The following is a 17,313-nucleotide window of genomic DNA, read 5'->3' as shown; positions in this document are numbered from 1 at the left end:
CGCATCGACAGGCCGGACATATGGATGCAAGCGATCCGATCAAACCTCAAAATGCTCTTGTGCCACGGGGGCCGTCCACATATGGGTCCCGGATCTGCGCTCGCCTTGCTCGCTTGTCCGGGACGACAGGTGAGAGAGGCAGGACGCCAGGACTTCACAACGGCGGATCGATCGCTTCGTCGTATTCCTTCTTGAAGCGCGCGATCAGCTCGGCGGCGGGCACGATGCCCTCGATGCTGCCGATGCCCTGGCCCGAGCCCCAGATCTCCTTCCACGCCTTCGGCTTGGCACGCTCGCCGGAGGCGTCGGTGCCGAAATTCATCTTGGACGGATCGGAGGTCGGCAGGTTTTCCGGATCCATGCCGGCGGCGAGGATCGACGGCTTCAGGTAATTGCCGTGCACGCCGGTGAAGAGGTTGGAGTAGACGATGTCGTCGGCGCTCGAGCCCGCGATCATCTCCTTGTACTTCTCGACCGCATTGGCCTCCTTGGTCGCGATGAAGGCCGAGCCGATATAAGCGAAGTCGGCACCTAAGATGCGCGCGGCGCGGATCGCCCTACCGTTGCCGATGGCGCCCGACAGCGCGATCGGGCCGTCGAACCACTTTCGCGTCTCGGCGACGAAAGCCAGCGGCGAGATGGTGCCGGCATGACCGCCGGCGCCGGCCGCGACCAGAATCAGGCCGTCCGCGCCCTTCTCGATCGCCTTGTGCGCAAATTTCTGGTTGATCACGTCGTGGAAGACGATGCCGCCCCAGCCGTACACGGCCTGGTTCAGCTCCTCGCGCGCGCCGAGCGAAGAGATGATCATCGGCACCTTGTACTTGGCGCACAGCTGCATGTCGTGATCGAGCCGGTTGTTCGACTTGTGCACGATCTGGTTCACCGCAAACGGCGCCGACGGCTTGTCGGGATGCGCGCGGTCATAGGCCGCGAGCTCTTCGGTGATCCGCGCCAGCCATTCGTCGAGCAGCTCCGGCGGCCGCGCGTTCAGCGCCGGAAACGAGCCGACCACACCCGCCTTGCACTGCGCGATCACGAGATCGGGCACCGAGATGATGAAGAGCGGCGAGCCGATCACGGGGATCGACAGGCGCCCCTTGAACAAGGCAGGCATGGACATTGCGGAACGATCCTCTTCTGGCGGTCAAATCGAAGTTGGGAGCCATACCAACAAGGCAATCTTTCCACTGTCAAGTATTGCGTTTTGGCGCCGCAGCGGATGCAGCTGCCGCAATTCCAAGCAGCGGAATTCCTCTCGCCGTCTTTCCGGGGCGCGCCTCTTGGCGCGAACCCGGAATCCATTTCTCTATTCGCGCTGAGGCACGATGGATTCCGGGCTCGACGTGCTCGTCGCCCCGGAATGACGAGAGGAGAGACCATCCCCTACCCAATCAAATCCGGGTTGATCAGGCGCTCGAACGAGAACATCTCGTCCCACTTTTCCTGCGTCAGCAGCTTGCGCTCGACCACAACGATCTGGTGCAGCGACTTGCCGCTCTTGTAGCCCTCGCGCGCGATCTCGGCGCATTGCTTGTAACCGAGCAGCGGCTTCAGCACCGTGACGATGCCGAGTGAGTTCAGCACCATGTTGCGGGTGTGGTCCTCGTTGGCGGTGATGCCGACGACGCAGTGCTCGCGCAGGCTGTTGACGGCGCGCTCCATGGTACGGATCGAGAAGAACAGCGCGAACGAGATCACGGGCTCCATCACGTTGAGCTGGAGCTGGCCAGCGGAGGCGGCGAGCGTCACCGTGGTGTCGAGGCCGATAACGAGGAAGCTGGTCTGGTTGACGACTTCGGGAATGACCGGATTGACCTTGCCCGGCATGATCGAGGAGCCCGGCTGAAGCTGCGGCAGGTTGATCTCGTTGAAGCCGGCGCGCGGGCCGGAGGCGAGCAGGCGGATGTCGTTGCAGATCTTCGTCAGCTTGCTCGCCGTGCGCTTCAGCACGCCGGAGAGCTGCACATAGGCGCCGGTGTCCGAGGTTGCCTCGACAAGGTCGCCGGCGAGAATGAAGTCGACGCCGGTGAGCGCGCTCAGATGCCGGACCGCGAGTTTTGGATAGCCCACCACAGCGGTCACGGAGGTGCCGATCGCGGTGGCGCCGAGATTGATCTCGCGCAGCAGCGCCCGCGCCTCGGAGATACGATCGACCTCCTCGCCGATCGTGGTGCCCCATCCCCGGAATTCGGCGCCGAGCGACATCGGCACCGCGTCCTGGAGATGCGTGCGGCCCATCTTCAGCACACGGTCGAACTCGCGGCCCTTGGCGAAGAAGGCCTCCTGCAACTGCCGCAGCGCCGTCATGTAGCTCTCGAGCCGCAGGATCAGCGCGAGGCGAAAGGCGGTTGGATAGGTGTCGTTGGTGGACTGGCCGTAATTGACGTGATCGTTGGGGCTGACATGCTGATAGTCGCCCTTGGCAAAGCCGAGCGATTCCAACGCGAGATTGGCGATCACCTCGTTGGCGTTCATGTTGGTCGATGTGCCGGCGCCGCCCTGGATGAAGTCGGTGACGAACTGGTCCATCATGTCCCCGGCAATGACGCGGTCGCAGCCGAGGACGATCGCGTCGGCCACCTTGGCGTCGATCGCGCCGAGGTCGCGGTTGGCCATGGCGGCGGCCTTCTTCACGTAACCGAGCGCCTTCACGAAGTAAGGCTCCTGGTTCATGGGAATGCCGGTGATGTGGAAGTTCTCCTTCCCGCGAATGGTCTGGACGCCGTAGTAGATGTCGTCGGCGATCTCACGCTGTCCGAGGAAATCCTGCTCCGTACGACTCATGGGCGCTCCTTGTTGCATGCGCGCGAGGCCATCACGTCAGTTCTGGCACAGCGCGCTGGTCACGAAAGTATCGGTGCGGCAGTCGTCCGCTTTGCGTTGCCTGCCCGGGATGAGAACCTTGGCCGAGCATTTCTCGGCGGAGTCGGCGTTGAGGCTCTTGCCTTCCTTGTAACCCTTGCCCTGGCAGAGCTGGTCGGCGGCCTGCTTGCAGTCGGGCGCGCCGTTCGACGAGACCGGGCAGACCACGCGCCCCGACACCATGGTCGAGGGCTTGGCCAGCCGCGACAGGTCATTCATGGTTTCGCTGGGGCTTTTGATCGGCGGCAGGATCGAGGGCAGCTTGCCGAACAGCTTGCCCATTTCGTTGATCAGCCCGGGATTCTCCTCGCCCGCCGGCGGCGCCGATGGAGCTGGCGTCGACAACGGCGGCGCGGCCTGTGGCCCCGGCTCCTGGAGGCCGAGCGACGACGGCCGGGATTGCGGCCAACCCGCCTCGCCGGCACCGAGCAGGATCAGCACCACTGCTGATATCAGCGCCCCGAGCCGCGCGGCCGGATTGCCGGATCGAACCATCATGGCGGCAATCGTAGCCGAAGCCGGCGCAGCGGCAAAGCGTGGAGGTTTCAGATCAGCTTGACCGCCACCACGAAGCCGAGCACCAGCAGCGCGGCGCCGATCGCCACCCACAAGCCGAGACGCTCCTCGAGCTTGTGCCGGATCCAGTCGCCGTAGCGGTTGAGCAGGATCGCTACGATGAAGAAGCGTCCACCGCGCGCAATAACGGAGAACAGGACGAACAGCAGCAGATTGTAGCCGGCAAAGCCCGAGGTGATGGTGACGAGCTTGTAGGGGATCGGTGTCAGGCCCTTGAGCAGGATGATCACGGCGCCCCATTCGGCGTATTTGGCGCGGAAGCCCTCGACCTGATCGCCGAGCCCGTAGAGCTGGATCAGCCAGTGACCTAGCGAGTCGTAGAGAAGCGCGCCGATGGCATAGCCGAGGATGCCGCCGAGCACAGACGTCGCGGTACAGACCGTGGCATAGACCCAGGCGCGCTGCGGGCGCGCCAGCGACATCGGGATCAGCATCACATCCGGCGGGACCGGAAAGAAGGAGCTTTCTGCGAAAGACACGGCTCCCATGATCCAGAGCGCGTAGGGCTTGTGGGCGGCGTCGATGCACCAGTCGTAGATACGTTTCAGCATGGCGCCGCGATGAAGCACCATGGGACGGATTTGTCCATCGCGAGTTTTGTGAAGTTTTTAGTGCCGCTTGCGCGCGGTGCGTGTCTCGAGCGCGACAATTGGCCGCCTGGCGGCCATGCGCGGTGACGCAACTTTGGGCAGCTTCACTGTCGACTTTGGCAGCTTCTCGGCGATGCCGAGCATGTCTTCCCGCCGCGTCATCTCGCGCCAGACGTCCTCGGGGCGCACGCCGGCCGAGGCCCAGAGCACGGTCAGATTGTAGAGCAGGTCGGCGCTTTCCCGGATCACGGCCTCGCTGTCGCCATTGACGGCATCGATGACGACTTCGATGGCCTCCTCGGCCAGTTTCTTCGCCATTTTGGAGGGGCCGCGCTGAAACAGCCGGGCCGTACGCGATGTTGCCGGATCAAGATCCTTGGCCGCGAGCACAGCCAGATATAGCCGCTCAAGCGAATCACTCATGGTACTCAAACTACTCTAAACCAATGGCGAGCGCGTTAACGCCCGACAATAAAAGCAAAAAACAGGCCGGAGCGACAAGCGCGACGGCCTGTTTTGGTCAACCTTTGGTAGCCAAGGGGGCCGGCAAGCCTAGTAGCAGTTCGTGAAGTGGCCTTGGCCGCAGAGCTCCGAGGGCGCGGAGCCGCCGTAGCGCTGATACTCGTAGTTCGGGCCCGGGCCGTAATAGGGGCCGTAGGCCGGAGCACGGTAATAGACGGGACCGCCGTAATAGCCGTAGCCCGGACCGTAGTCGTAGGCGTACGCGTCGCGGGTTGCAGCGATGGCGAGGCCGGTGCCAATGGCTGCGAAAGCCGCGGCTGCCGCAGCACCGCCGCCGCCGCCATGCCAGTGGCGGCCACCTGCGTAAGAGGCCGTCGGAACGACCGCGGTCAGCGCCAGCACCGCAGCCGTCGTCAGGACGGCTTTGCGGCCGGTAAGGCTCGAAAATCTGTCAAACATGTCCTGGACCCTCCTTGGGACCTCGAATGGTGCCTGCAGACAGGCTCATGTCTTTCAAACACCCGCCTCCCATGTTGGGTTCCCCAACCCCAACACAAGCTGAACGGGGTTGCGTGATCGTGACGCAACCGACGCTCATCCGCCGTTCATGTTGGCGCGCGCACGGTCGTCGCTGGCCGGCGCTGCGAGCGTCACGAAACCACAACCATGCGGGACCGGCGCAACTGATGTCAGGATTCAAGACGATCGCCCTTCGCGGCCTGCTGGCCCTTGCAATCTCGCTCGCCGCGTTGACGGCACGCGATGCCACAGCGGCCGAGAGCGCCGCCCCCTCGACGGCGATCCACTTCACCTTCGACCGTCCCATCGACGCGAGCATGGCACCATTCTTCCTTGCCGCGAAAGACGGCAAGTTCGGCGCCGAGCATCTCAACGTGACCTTCAACACCGCGCCCGGATCACCGGAGGCGCTTGCGCGTGTCGCCAAGGGCGACAGCGAGCTCGCATTGGTCGACATCAACGAGTTGATCCGCTTTCGTGACAAGGAGGATGCGGCGCCGATCAAGGCGGTGTTCGTGCTGTTCAACCGCGCGCCTTACGCGATCGTCGCGCGCAGGAGCCGCGGCATCCACCTCCTGCCCGACCTCGACGGCAAGACCGTCGGCGTCGCCGACGGCGATCTGTCGATGCGGCTCTGGCCGGCGCTGGCGCAGCAGAACAACATCGACGCCTCGCGCGTGAAATTCCACAAGATCAGCGCCGCGGTGCGCGAGCCGATCCTGTCCGCGGGACAGGTCGATGCCGTCGCCGGCTTCAGCCATCTGTCGGCAGTGAATCTGCGCGACCGCGGCGTGCCCGGCGGCGATCTCGTCGTGCTGCGCTATGCCGACTATGGTTGCGAAGCCTATGGCTTTGCCGTGGTGGCCAATCCCGCCTTCGCCGCGGCGAAGCCGGACGCCGTGAAGGGTTTCGTCCGCGCCCTGATCGCCGGCATCAACGCAACGGTCAAAGAGCCGGCGCGTGCGGCGGACGAGGCTGCAAGCCGCATCGACGATGGCGACCGCGAGCTCGAGCTGGAACGCCTGCGCACCGTGCTCGTCGACAACATCCTGACCGACGAGGTCAGGCTCAACGGCCTCGGCGGAATCGACCAGGCGCGCCTGGAGCGCTCGATCGACCAGATCGCCCAGGACTTCAAATTCCGCAAACGGCCGGCGGCAAGCGATATCTTCGATGACCGGTTCCTGCCGCCGGTCGAGAGCCGGCTCATCAATTGAGCAAAACCAACAGCTTCCGCTGTATCTCGCGGGTGATCCCGGCTTACAATACGGGCTCCATCCGCTGCCCGAGTTGCCAGTCCGCATGTCCATGCTCCGTCTCTATTCCCGCGTTCTCGAGCTGCTCGGCAAGGAGGCACGGCTGGGCTGGCTGCTGGCGGTCGCCAACCTCCTGCTCGCAGCCTCGCAATTCGCCGAGCCCGTGCTGTTCGGCCGGATCGTCGACGTGCTCTCGGGCAAGACGGTCGCGGGATCGAACTCGGCCTGGCCGTTTCTCGTCGCCTGGGTGGCGTTCGGGCTGTTCACCATCGGCTGCAGCGCGCTCGTGGCCCTGCAGGCCGACCGGCTCTCGCACCGCCAGCGCCAGGCAGTGCTGACGGACTATTTCGAGCACATCCTGCAGCTGCCGCTGACCTTCCACTCCGGCACCCATTCGGGCCGGCTGATGAAGGTGATGCTCAACGGCACCGATGCGCTGTGGCGGCTGTGGCTCGGCTTCTTCCGCGAGCACTTCGCCGCGATCCTCTCGGTCGTGGTGCTGCTGCCGCTGTCGCTGTACCTGAACTGGCGGCTCGCGATCCTGCTGTTCGTGCTCTGCATCGTCTTCACCGCGCTGACGACCTTCGTGGTGCGCAAGACCTTCGGCATGCAGATGGAAGTCGAGGAGCACTACAGCGAGCTCTCCGCCCGCGCCTCGGACGCGCTCGGCAATGTCGCGCTGGTGCAGAGCTTCGTCCGCGTCGAATCCGAGGTGAAGGGGCTGCGCTCCGTCGCCGACGAGCTGCTGGCGGCGCAGATGCCGGTGCTGTCCTGGTGGGCGCTCGTCACCGTGATCACGCGGGCCTCGACCACCATCACGGTGCTCGCGATCTTCACGCTCGGCATCGCCCTGCATGACCAGGGGCTGACCTCGGTCGGCGAGATCGTGATGTTCGTGAGCTTTGCGACGATGCTGATCCAAAAGCTCGAGCAGGTCGTGAGCTTCATCAACAACGTCTTCATGGAAGCCCCGCGCCTGCGCGAATTCTTCAACGTGCTCGATGCCGTGCCGGCCGTGCACGACCGGCCCGACGCGATCGATGCCGGCAGGCTGTCCGGCCTCGTCGAGTTCAACGACGTCACCTTCTCCTATGACGGCAAGCGGCCCGCGATCGAGGACCTCACCTTCACCGCGCTGCCCGGCCAGACCATCGCGCTGGTCGGGCCGACCGGCGCCGGCAAGTCCACCGCGATCGCGCTGTTGCATCGCGCCTTCGATCCGCAATCCGGCTTCATCAGGATCGACGGCATGGACGTGCGCGGCGTCACGCTGACCTCACTGCGGCGAAACATCGGCGTCGTGTTCCAGGAAGCACTGCTGTTCAACCGCTCGATCGAGGAGAATTTGCGCGTCGGCAAGCCGGACGCCACCGAAGCCGAGATGCGCAAGGCCGCCGAGCGCGCGCAGGCGCTCGACTTCATCGAGCGCAGCGGCGGCTTCGCGACCAATGCCGGCGAGCGCGGCCGCATGCTCTCCGGTGGCGAGCGGCAGCGGCTGTCGATCGCCCGCGCCCTGCTGAAGGACCCGCCGATCCTGATCCTGGACGAGGCCACCAGCGCGCTCGACGCCGTCACCGAGGTCAAGGTAAACGCCGCTCTCGACGAAGTGATGAAGGGCCGCACCACCTTCGTGATCGCCCATCGCCTCTCCACCATCCGCAACGCCACGCGGATCCTGGTGTTCGAGAACGGACGGGTGATCGAAACCGGAACTTTCGATGAACTCGTGGCCAAAGGCGGCCATTTTGCCGAGATGGCCAAGGCCCAGTTCATGGTTCAGGAGCATGGGCGGGCCAGCGTGACGGCCGCCGAGGCTGCTGCGACAGCTGCCAAATCCCCCTAGCAAGTCCCGAGAGGACCGTCGAAATTCGGCCTACTTCGTTGCGGAATACCCGCCCCAAGCCCCTATTCTCGACGCACGAGCCGGTATAGGTTTGCGACGCCGCAAGCGGCGGCGCCGGATTTCAGAACCCGAAACTCAGATCACGAGAGCCGTCCGGTACCGGCGGATCTCCCAGGACCGGAATCGGATAGTGCACGCCTTTCGCCCGCTGCTTCGCAAATCCCTGTTCAACCTGTTCGCTGCGGCCTTCGCATGTGCCCTGCTGCTCGCGCCGCGCGCGGCGGGCGCCGAGGCGCTGCTGCTGATCGAGGCCGACAGCGGCAAGGTGCTGCAGGCGGACAACGCGACCATTCCCTGGTATCCGGCCTCCGTCACCAAGATCATGACAGCCTATGTGACGTTGAAGGCGGTCAAGGACGGCAGGCTCACGCTCGACACGCTGCTCACGGTGTCGCCGACGGCCGCCTCGCAGTCGCCGTCGAAGATGGGGCTCCGTCCGGGAACGCAGCTCACCGTCGACAACGCGCTGAAGATGATGATGGTCAAGTCGGCGAACGACATGGCCGTGGTGCTCGCCGAAGGCGTCGGCGGTTCGATCGACGGCTTCTCGGCGATGATGAACGACACCGCGCAGAAGCTCGGCATGACGCAGACGAGCTACGTCAATCCGAACGGCCTGCCTGCCGACGGCCAGATCACCTCGGCCCGCGACCTCGGCATCCTCGCCCGCTCGTTCCTGCGCGACCTGCCCGAATATGAATACTTCGTGCACATCCCGGCGATCCGCTTCGGCAAGCGTATCACCGGCAATTTCAACAAGCTGATCGGCCGCTATCCCGGTGCCGACGGTTTCAAGACCGGCTTCATCTGCGCTTCCGGTTATAATCTCGTGGCCTCGGCGACGCGCAACGGCCGCCGCCTGATCGCGGTGGTGCTGGGTGCAAGCTCCGGCACCGCACGCGCGGTGAAGGCCGCGCAACTGCTCGAGCGCGGCTTCAGCCAGGACGGTCTCACCTGGCTCCGCCCCTCGCTCGGCACCGTCGACAAGCTGGTGCCGGTCGATGCCTCGCCGCCGAACCTGCGTGACGAGATGTGCGGCGGTCATCGCAAGCGGCCGGCGAGCGACGACGACGATGCGTTGATCGCAGCCAATGGCGGCACATCGGGATCGGCCTCCGCCACCGGCGGCGAAGCCCAGGTGACCTTCTTCACCGCCGGCCTCCAGCCGCCCCTGATGAAGGCCTCCGAGCTGATGGCCTCGGCGCCGGCGGCGGCCGAGCCCGTGCTGGTCTATACCGGCCCGACCCGCACCGGCACCGCCCTGATCGCGGCGGTCGCGGCCGATGCCGACCAGCAGGCGACGCCAAAGCCGCGTGGCAAGAAGTCGCGCGTCGCCAAGAAGCCTGACGCCGCCGATAAGCCGAAGGACGCGAAGACGGCAGCGGCAAAGCCGGCTGACGCCAAGAGCGACGGCAAGAGCGACGGCAAGACCGCAGCCAAGCCGGCTGGGACCAAGCATGCCGCGGCCAAGCCCGATGCGGCGGCAAAGCCCGCGGCGAGCGGCGACCAGGCCGCGAAGCCCGCCAAGCCCAAGGCCGCGACCAAGCCGCCCGCCAAGCCGGCCAACAACAGTTAACGCCCATCGGAATTAAACCGCCGCCTGCGCTTCGCACCTGCGGCAACGCGGTTTGCGACGATTCCAGTAGCCACCCTCCGACCTTTGCCCTAAGCCTCGACGGCTTGCCACCCGTTCCGGCAGGCTCGATACTGGCGGCAACGAGGCAAGCCCGAGACACAACGGGCTCTGGTAAATTGAGGGGAGTTTTCCATGGAGCGCATCTGGCTCAAGCAATATCCGCCCGGCGTGCCCGCCGACATCGAGCCGACGCAATACGCATCGCTGGTCGACCTCTTGGAGGAGAGCTTCACCAAGTTCGCCGACCGCAAGGCGTTCATCTGCATGGACAAGTCGATCAGCTATCGCGACCTCGATCAGATGTCCGTCGCGCTCGCCGCTTACTTGCAAGGCCGCGGGCTGCAGCGAGGCGCCCGCGTCGCGATCATGATGCCGAACGTGCTGCAATATCCGGTGGCGACCGCCGCGGTGCTGCGCGCAGGATTCGCCGTCGTCAACGTCAACCCACTCTACACCCCACGCGAGCTCGAGCATCAGCTCAAGGATTCCGGCGCCGAAGCCATCATCGTGCTGGAGAATTTTGCCCACACCGTCGAGCAGGTGATCGCCAGGACGCCGGTGAAGCACGTCATCGTCGCCAGCATGGGCGACCTGCTCGGCTTCAAGGGCGTGATCGTCAATCTCGTCGTCCGCCGCGTCAAGAAGATGGTGCCGGCCTGGTCGCTGCCGGGCGCGGTGTCGTTCAATGACGCGCTGTCGTCCGGCCGCGGCATGACCTTCAACAAGCCAAAGCTGTCGCCGGGCGACGTCGCCTTCCTGCAATATACCGGCGGCACCACCGGCGTCTCCAAGGGCGCGACCCTGCTCCACCGCAACATCGTCGCCAACGTCCTGCAGAACGATGCCTGGCTCCAGCCGGCGCTCGCCGCGCCGCCGCATGTCGAGCAGCTGATGATCGTCTGCGCGCTGCCGCTCTACCACATCTTCGCGCTCACGGCCTGCTACCTGCTCGCGGTGCGCGCCGGCGGCTGCAATTTGCTGATCCCCAATCCGCGCGACATCCCCGGCTTCGTCAAGGAGCTGGCGAAGTACCAGGTCAACAGCTTTCCGGCCGTCAACACGCTCTACAACGGCCTGATGCACCATCCCGATTTCAAGAAGCTCGACTTCTCCAAGCTGAAGATCTCCAACGGCGGCGGCATGGCGGTGCAGCGCCCCGTCGCCGAGCAGTGGAAGGCGGTGACCGGCTGCTTCATCGCCGAAGGCTACGGCCTGTCGGAGACCTCACCGACGCTGACCTGCAACCCCGCAACCACGACCGAATTCTCGGGATCGATCGGCATTCCCGTTCCTTCGACCTATATCTCGATCCGCGATGACGACGGCAACGAAGTGCCGCTCGGCCAGGCGGGCGAGATCTGCGCCAAGGGCCCGCAGGTGATGTCGGGCTACTGGAACAGGCCGGAAGAAACCGCCAAGGTGATGACCGCGGACGGCTATTTCCGCACCGGCGACATCGGCGTGATGGACGAGAAGGGCTACACCAAGATCGTCGATCGCAAGAAGGACATGATCCTGGTCTCCGGCTTCAACGTCTATCCCAACGAGATCGAGGAAGTGATCGCGAGCCATCCGGGCGTGCTCGAATGCGCCGTGATCGGCATTCCCGATTCCAAGTCCGGCGAGGCAGTGAAGGCGTTCGTCGTGAGGAAGGACCCGAACCTCACAGCGGAAGCCGTGATCAAGTTCTGTCACGAGCAGCTCACCGGCTACAAGGTGCCCAAGCACATCGAATTCCGCACCGACCTGCCGAAGACCAATGTCGGCAAGATCCTGCGCCGGCAGCTTCGCGACGAGAAGAAGGCGGAGGCGGCGTAAGGCCGAGGCTCTCTACCGTCGGCCCGATGGGACGCGCTTGCGCGCCCCATCATCATTGCGAGCGCAGCGAAACAATCCAGAAATGTATCTGCGGAGGCAGTCTGGATTGCTTCGCTGCGCTCGCAATGACGAGAAATGAGCACCGCGGCCTCATCACAGCGCCGTGAAGCCGTTTCCCTCCGCCGGTAAAATGCTCTAGAACAGCCCCGGCCCATTTCCATGGAGAAACGACGATGGCGATCCAGACTGGCGACAAACTGCCCGAGGCGAAATTCCGCGTGATGACGGCGGAAGGCCCGCAGGTGAAGACCACCGACGATATCTTCAAGGGCAAGAAGGTGGCGCTGTTCGCCGTGCCCGGCGCCTATACCGGCACCTGCCACAAGATGCATCTGCCGAGCATCTTCCTCAACGCCTACGCCATCAAGGACAAGGGCGTCGACACCATCGCCATCGTCTCCGTCAACGACGCCTTCGTCATGAACGCCTGGAAGCGCGACACCGACCAGCGCGACGAGGCCGTCTTCCTCGCCGACGGCAATGCCGACTTCACCAAGGCGATCGGCATGGAGCTGGACGCCTCCGCCAACGGCCTCGGCATCCGCTCCAAGCGCTATTCGATGCTGGTCGAGGACGGCGTGGTGAAGAAGCTGAACCTCGAGGCCATGCCCGGCAAGGTCGAGGTCTCCGGCGGCGATACGCTGCTCGGGCAGCTCTGAGCCACGGCGGAAGTGCCGCAGGGTGGGCAAAGGCGCGTCAGCGCCGTGCCCACCATCTTTCCCAGATGGAAAAAAACCGTGGGCACGCTTCGCTTTGCCCACCCTACGAAACCGGGTGACGCTGACAATGCGTCGCCTACTCCGCCACCCGCTGCTGCAACCGCGCCTTCGCAATTCCGTCGCGTGCGAGCTGGTCGGCGCGCTCGTTCTCGGGGTGGCCGGCGTGGCCCTTGACCCAGTGCCAGCGGACCTCGTGTTGCTTCAAGGCGGCGTCGAGGCGCTGCCATAGCTCGACATTCTTCACCGGCTTCTTGTCGGCGGTGCGCCAGCCGTTGCGCTTCCAGCCGAAGATCCAGCCGGTGATGCCCTGCCGGACATACTGGCTGTCGGTGTAGAGATCGACGGTGCACGGCTTCTTCAGCGCCTCGAGCGCGGAGATCGCCGCCATCAATTCCATCTGGTTGTTGGTGGTGTGACGCTCGCCGCCGTTCAGCTCCTTCTCCTTGTCGCCGAACTTCAGGATCGCGCCCCAGCCGCCCGGCCCGGGATTTCCCGAGCAGGCGCCGTCGGTATAGATCGTGACGTTGGGAAGCTCGCTCACGCCACCAGCCCCGACGGCATCAACCCGTAATCGCGCACGCTCGATACGCTCTGATGGAAGCGCAGCTTGCGGACATATTCCAGCGGATCCTTCGGCTTGACCAGCGCGCCGGGCGGCACGTTGAGCCAGTCCACCAGCCGCGTCAGCAGGAAGCGGATCGCGGCGCCGCGCGCCAGCAGCGGCAGCGCGGCTTCTTCCGCCTCGGAGAGCTTGCGCACACGGCCATAGGCGTTGAGGAAGGCGCGCGCCTTGGTGACGTTGAAGGAGTGATCCGGCTCGAAGCACCAGGCGTTGAGGCAGATCGCGACGTCATAGGCCAGCATGTCGTTGCAGGCGAACGTGAAGTCGATGATGCCGGAGAGCTTGTCACCGAGGAAGAAGACGTTGTCGTTGAAAAGGTCGGCGTGGATCACGCCCTCGGGCAGGTTGGTCGGCCAGATCCCGCTCGAGAGATGATCGAGCTCGGCGGCGAGAAACGCGCAGAGGCCCGGCTGCACCTCGTCAGCACGGCTTGACGCCGCGTCGAACAGCGGCCGCCAGCCCGCAACCGACAGCGCATTGGCGCGCCGAACCGCGAAATTGGCGCCGGCCAGATGCATCCGGGCGAGGCCCTCGCCAACGCCGGCGCAATGGGTCGCGTTCGGCTTGCGCGGCCAGACGCCTTCGAGAAAGGTGATGATCGCGGCGGGGCGGCCCGACAGCTCGCGCAAAGCTTCGCCGTCGCGTCCCTTCACCGGCAGCGGGCAATTGACGCCGTGCTCGGCCAGATGCGTCATCAGCGCGAGGAAGAACGGCAGATCGTTCTTCGCCACGCGCTTCTCGTAGAGCGTGAGGATGAACGACCCCTGGCTGGTGTGCAGCAGGAAGTTGGAATTCTCGACGCCCTCGGCGATGCCCTTGTAGGAGAGCAATTCGCCGAGATCGTATTGCTTCAGGAAATCCGCAAGCTCGTCGGCGGCGACGTCGGTGTAGACCGCCATAAAGGTCTACTCGGCAGCAGCTTCGGGGCGCACCTGACGCGGCAGCGGGAAGAACTCGTTCTCCTCCGCGGCCGAGACCGTCTCCACGTGCAGCGTGTAGCGCTCGGCGAAGGCGTCCATGATCTCCTCGACGATCACTTCCGGCGCGGAGGCGCCCGCGGTGATGCCGAGGCTCGCGATGTTGCCGAACTTGGTCCAGTCGATGTCGGTGGCGCGCTGCGCCAGCACAGCGATCTTGCAGCCCTCGCGCTCGGCGACCTCGCGCAGGCGCTGCGAGTTCGACGAATTGGGGGCACCGACAACGATGAGCGCGTCCACCACCGGCGCCACCTTCTTCACCGCGAGCTGGCGGTTGGTGGTGGCGTAGCAGATGTCTTCCTTGTGCGGACCGTTGATGTTCGGGAAGCGCTCCTTGAGCAGCGCGACGATCTCCGCGGTGTCGTCGATCGACAGCGTGGTCTGGGTCACGAAGGCGAGGTTATCAGGGTCCTTCGGATTGATGGTCTTGGCGTCCTCGGCGGTCTCGATCAGCGTGACGGCGCCGGACGGAAGCTGGCCGAGCGTGCCGACCACTTCGGGGTGATGGGAATGGCCGATCAGGAAGATCTCGCGGCCGCGCTTGAAGTGGATCGCGGCCTCGCGGTGGACCTTGGTCACCAGCGGGCACGTCGCATCCAGCGAGAACAGATTGCGGGACTGGGCGTCGGCCGGAACCGATTTCGGCACGCCATGGGCCGAGAACACCACTGGCGCGGTGGCATTTTCCGGGATTTCGGCCAGTTCCTCGACGAAGATGGCGCCCTTCTTCTTCAACCCGTCGACGACGTACTTGTTGTGCACAATCTCATGGCGAACATAGACGGGGGCGCCGTACTTATCGAGCGCCCGTTCCACGGTGTCGATCGCCCGGACCACCCCGGCACAGAAGCCGCGGGGAGAACAAAGCACGATCTTGAGGTCTGGTTTGGCTGACATTGGGCGATCTCGGGACCGAATCACCTCGCCAAATGGGCGGGAAGCGGTCGGATGGATGAATAGGGCTTAGGTACGGGCTTACGGGACTGCAGAGGGAATTGGGCCCCCTTTCGGGCGCTGTCAAGGCACTATCTATAGCAGAACCATTGCGTGGCTAGCCCCTCCGGGCTTATATAGCGCGAATTCCCAGTCATCGCTGATGACCACCGGTTTCGCCTCCAGAGGGGTGGGCGAAGCACAAAGGAGATTTGCCATGAGCAACGCACCTCTGATGCCCAAGGCGACCGCCGTCTGGCTGCTCGACAACACCGCGCTGACCTTCGACCAGGTCGCCGATTTCACCAAGATGCATCCCCTCGAGGTGCGCGCCATCGCCGACGGCGACGCCGCCCAGGGCATCAAGGGCATGGACCCCCTCTCCAATGGTCAGCTGACCCGCGAGGAGATCGAGAAGGGCGAGAAGAACCCGGACTACCGGCTCCGCCTGCAGGAGAGCAAGGTGGTGCTGCCGCCGCAGCCCAAGCGCAAGGGCCCGCGCTACACCCCGGTCTCGCGCCGCCACGAGCGCCCGAGCGCCATTCTCTGGCTGCTGCGCAACCATGCCGAGCTGAAGGACGCCCAGATCATGCGCCTCGTCGGCACCACAAAGAGCACGATCGCCAGCGTGCGCGACCGCACCCACTGGAACACGTCGTCGCTCACCCCGATCGACCCGGTGACGCTCGGCCTCTGCTCGCAGATCGAGCTGGATTTCGAGGTCCAGCGCGCGGCCAAGGAAAAGCCGATCGACGCGACCTATGGCGGCGCCACTCTGCTGCCGGCCTCGGAGACCACCAAGAAGGACGAGTTCGAGCCGGCCGAGCGATCGAGCGACGACCTCAACGTCGACGCCGTGTTCGCCAAGCTGAAGACGCTCGGCGGCAAGAAGCAGGACGACGAGGAGTAGTTCCTACTTCGACAATCGACCGCACGAAAAAACGCGGCAGGGAAACCTGCCGCGTTTTTGCGTGTGAGATCGCGGGCGTCGAGACGGACGCCGCGAGCGCCTCAGAACTTGTACGTCACGCCCGCACCTACCAGCCACGGATCGATATGCGCGGTGCCGGTGACCGGGATCGCGCCGTTGACCATGGCCGAGTAGTTCGGCTGGAGCCACAGCTTCTTCACGTCCACGTTGAGGCCCCAATGCTTGTTGAGCATGTAGTCGAAGCCGAATTGCACGGCGCCGCCCCACTGGTTGCTGACATGCAGGTTGGTGACGGCGAGGCCGCCGAACGGGATGTTCGACGCCGAATTGTTGAAGAACACGGTGTAGTTCACGCCGGCGCCGATATAGGGCTTGAAGGCGCCGAAATTGGTGAAGTGGTATTGCAGGGTGAGCGTCGGCGGCAGCAGCGTGGTCTTGCCGATATCGAGCCCCTGGAGCGTGCCCGATCCGGTGAGGTGATGCCGTGTCACGCCGAGGATCAACTCAGCCGCGATGTTCGGGGTGAAGAAATAGGAGATGTCGAGCTCGGGGACCACCTGGTTGCTGATGTGAAGGCCCGAGTTCGGCGACGACAGCGCGGGCACACCCGTGACATTGACCGTGCTGTCACCGCCGTCCGGCAAAACGCCGAGCACGCGCAGACGGATCATCCAGGGATTCCAGGCCTCCACCGCCGGCGGTGCCTTGGTATAGACCGGTAGATCCGCAGCTTGCGCCGATGCAAGCGCGCCGCCGAACGCGGCGGCGAGCACTGCCAGCCGTGCGGCATTCCGAATTGTCCTTCGCATTGAATTCCCCTTGAGAGCCATGCGCGCCCCGTTGCGCGATCACAGCTGTCAGAGCAGAAAGGGGGCGCCCTCGGATTTGACCTGAATCAAATTTGGGCTGAGGCGCCACAAATCAGCTACGGCGTTGCAGATCTGCCACGGCAGACGGCATTGCGAGGCACTTGCGCGGTGCCTGGGCAGAGGGGCGTGCGCGGCTTTGGCCGCGGAGAACCGCAAGGCGCGTCAACTCAGCGCGTGCAACGAGCTCAGACGGCTACGGCCGCACGGGATTGTTCAGCATGTACTCGCCGAGATCGCGCTGGCGGCGGTCGGCGCGCGCGGTGGCGGCGTTGCGCTGGACGTCGCGGTCCTTGCGGCAGGCCACGTATTCCGGCGAGCCCTGCGCATAGCCACGGCTCTGGCACACCGCGTCGTCATCGTCGCCGCCCACCGCCACCGGCGTCTGGTAGCGCGCCGAGCAGGCGGACAGAGCAATGGCGAGAGTGACGGCTGCAAGCAGCCGCGGCGCGGTGGCGAGTGGCATCGAGGGTCCCTTGTTGACCGGCCCTGTTTAGCGCGGAATGCGGAGATTGTAAGTCCCTGGACGCCGTTCCCCGCTCGCTGTCATTCCCCGCGAAGGCGGGGAATGACAGCGGAG

General features: G+C 64.8%; 17 protein-coding genes. 6 read left to right on the top strand and 11 right to left on the bottom strand.

Annotation, left to right across the window (positions count from 1 at the left end; genetic code table 11):
* Nucleotides 1-154: 154 nt before the first annotated feature.
* From GGD63_RS25240 to GGD63_RS25215, 6 genes are all read right to left on the bottom strand, one after another.
* A complete protein-coding gene (locus tag GGD63_RS25240) occupies nucleotides 155-1,123 on the bottom strand; it encodes a nitronate monooxygenase family protein (RefSeq protein WP_183245854.1) in 969 nt (322 codons plus the stop codon).
* Between the two features lie 263 nt (nucleotides 1,124-1,386).
* Nucleotides 1,387-2,787, bottom strand: coding sequence for an aspartate ammonia-lyase (locus tag GGD63_RS25235; protein WP_183245853.1), 1,401 nt, complete (start codon nucleotides 2,785-2,787; stop codon nucleotides 1,387-1,389).
* A gap of 36 nt (nucleotides 2,788-2,823) precedes the next feature.
* Complete coding sequence (locus GGD63_RS25230; RefSeq protein ID WP_183245852.1) at nucleotides 2,824-3,363, bottom strand: hypothetical protein; 540 nt, start codon at nucleotides 3,361-3,363, stop codon at nucleotides 2,824-2,826.
* Between the two features lie 47 nt (nucleotides 3,364-3,410).
* On the bottom strand, nucleotides 3,411-4,013 hold the full coding sequence (locus tag GGD63_RS25225; RefSeq protein ID WP_183245851.1) for a YqaA family protein: 603 nt from the start codon (nucleotides 4,011-4,013) through the stop codon (nucleotides 3,411-3,413).
* Nucleotides 4,014-4,049: 36 nt separating this feature from the next.
* Complete coding sequence (hisE, locus tag GGD63_RS25220) at nucleotides 4,050-4,454, bottom strand: phosphoribosyl-ATP diphosphatase (RefSeq protein ID WP_183245850.1); 405 nt, start codon at nucleotides 4,452-4,454, stop codon at nucleotides 4,050-4,052.
* A gap of 129 nt (nucleotides 4,455-4,583) precedes the next feature.
* The gene (locus GGD63_RS25215; RefSeq protein ID WP_183245849.1) at nucleotides 4,584-4,952 is read right to left on the bottom strand and encodes a hypothetical protein; all 369 of its coding nucleotides are present in this window, start codon (nucleotides 4,950-4,952) and stop codon (nucleotides 4,584-4,586) included.
* A gap of 227 nt (nucleotides 4,953-5,179) precedes the next feature.
* Here GGD63_RS25215 and GGD63_RS25210 point away from each other — a divergent pair, with 227 nt between their 5' ends.
* From GGD63_RS25210 to GGD63_RS25190, 5 genes are all read left to right on the top strand, one after another.
* Entirely contained in the window at nucleotides 5,180-6,229 is a 1,050-nt protein-coding gene (locus GGD63_RS25210; RefSeq protein ID WP_183245848.1) for an ABC transporter substrate-binding protein, read from the top strand.
* A gap of 85 nt (nucleotides 6,230-6,314) precedes the next feature.
* Nucleotides 6,315-8,111 carry a glucan ABC transporter ATP-binding protein/ permease gene (locus tag GGD63_RS25205; protein WP_183245847.1) on the top strand — a complete coding sequence of 599 codons (1,797 nt, stop codon included), beginning with the start codon at nucleotides 6,315-6,317 and terminating at the stop codon, nucleotides 8,109-8,111.
* Nucleotides 8,112-8,301: 190 nt separating this feature from the next.
* Nucleotides 8,302-9,747 (top strand): D-alanyl-D-alanine carboxypeptidase family protein, encoded by a 1,446-nt coding sequence (locus GGD63_RS25200; protein ID WP_183245846.1) that lies wholly within the window; start codon nucleotides 8,302-8,304, stop codon nucleotides 9,745-9,747.
* Between the two features lie 192 nt (nucleotides 9,748-9,939).
* Complete coding sequence (locus GGD63_RS25195; RefSeq protein ID WP_183245845.1) at nucleotides 9,940-11,625, top strand: long-chain fatty acid--CoA ligase; 1,686 nt, start codon at nucleotides 9,940-9,942, stop codon at nucleotides 11,623-11,625.
* A gap of 233 nt (nucleotides 11,626-11,858) precedes the next feature.
* A complete protein-coding gene (locus GGD63_RS25190; RefSeq protein ID WP_183245844.1) occupies nucleotides 11,859-12,344 on the top strand; it encodes a peroxiredoxin in 486 nt (161 codons plus the stop codon).
* 136 nt (nucleotides 12,345-12,480) lie between these two features.
* Here the strand turns inward: GGD63_RS25190 and rnhA are convergent, their stop codons facing one another.
* From rnhA to ispH, 3 genes are read right to left on the bottom strand one after another with little or no spacing between them, the layout of a single operon-like run.
* A complete protein-coding gene (rnhA, locus tag GGD63_RS25185) occupies nucleotides 12,481-12,945 on the bottom strand; it encodes a ribonuclease HI (protein WP_183245843.1) in 465 nt (154 codons plus the stop codon).
* Nucleotides 12,942-13,925 (bottom strand): homoserine kinase, encoded by a 984-nt coding sequence (locus tag GGD63_RS25180; protein WP_183245842.1) that lies wholly within the window; start codon nucleotides 13,923-13,925, stop codon nucleotides 12,942-12,944. The genes rnhA and GGD63_RS25180 overlap by 4 nt, the downstream gene beginning before the upstream one ends.
* Before the next feature lie 6 nt (nucleotides 13,926-13,931).
* On the bottom strand, nucleotides 13,932-14,900 hold the full coding sequence (gene ispH, locus GGD63_RS25175) for a 4-hydroxy-3-methylbut-2-enyl diphosphate reductase (protein WP_183245841.1): 969 nt from the start codon (nucleotides 14,898-14,900) through the stop codon (nucleotides 13,932-13,934).
* A gap of 253 nt (nucleotides 14,901-15,153) precedes the next feature.
* Between ispH and GGD63_RS25170 the strand changes: the two genes are divergently transcribed.
* Nucleotides 15,154-15,846 (top strand): DUF1013 domain-containing protein, encoded by a 693-nt coding sequence (locus GGD63_RS25170; protein WP_183245840.1) that lies wholly within the window; start codon nucleotides 15,154-15,156, stop codon nucleotides 15,844-15,846.
* Between the two features lie 101 nt (nucleotides 15,847-15,947).
* On the opposite strand, the gene GGD63_RS25165 is transcribed toward GGD63_RS25170, so the two are convergent.
* Both GGD63_RS25165 and GGD63_RS25160 read right to left on the bottom strand, forming a co-directional pair.
* The gene (locus GGD63_RS25165; RefSeq protein ID WP_183245839.1) at nucleotides 15,948-16,676 is read right to left on the bottom strand and encodes an OmpW family protein; all 729 of its coding nucleotides are present in this window, start codon (nucleotides 16,674-16,676) and stop codon (nucleotides 15,948-15,950) included.
* A 253-nt stretch (nucleotides 16,677-16,929) separates the two neighbouring features.
* Nucleotides 16,930-17,199: a hypothetical protein gene (locus GGD63_RS25160; RefSeq protein WP_018646450.1), complete on the bottom strand. Its 270-nt coding sequence runs from the start codon at nucleotides 17,197-17,199 to the stop codon at nucleotides 16,930-16,932.
* Nucleotides 17,200-17,313: the final 114 nt, after the last annotated feature.

It is taken from the genome of Bradyrhizobium sp. cir1 (assembly GCF_014198245.1).
Lineage (GTDB): Bacteria > Pseudomonadota > Alphaproteobacteria > Rhizobiales > Xanthobacteraceae > Bradyrhizobium.
This window is presented reverse-complemented; position numbering and strand designations above follow the sequence as displayed.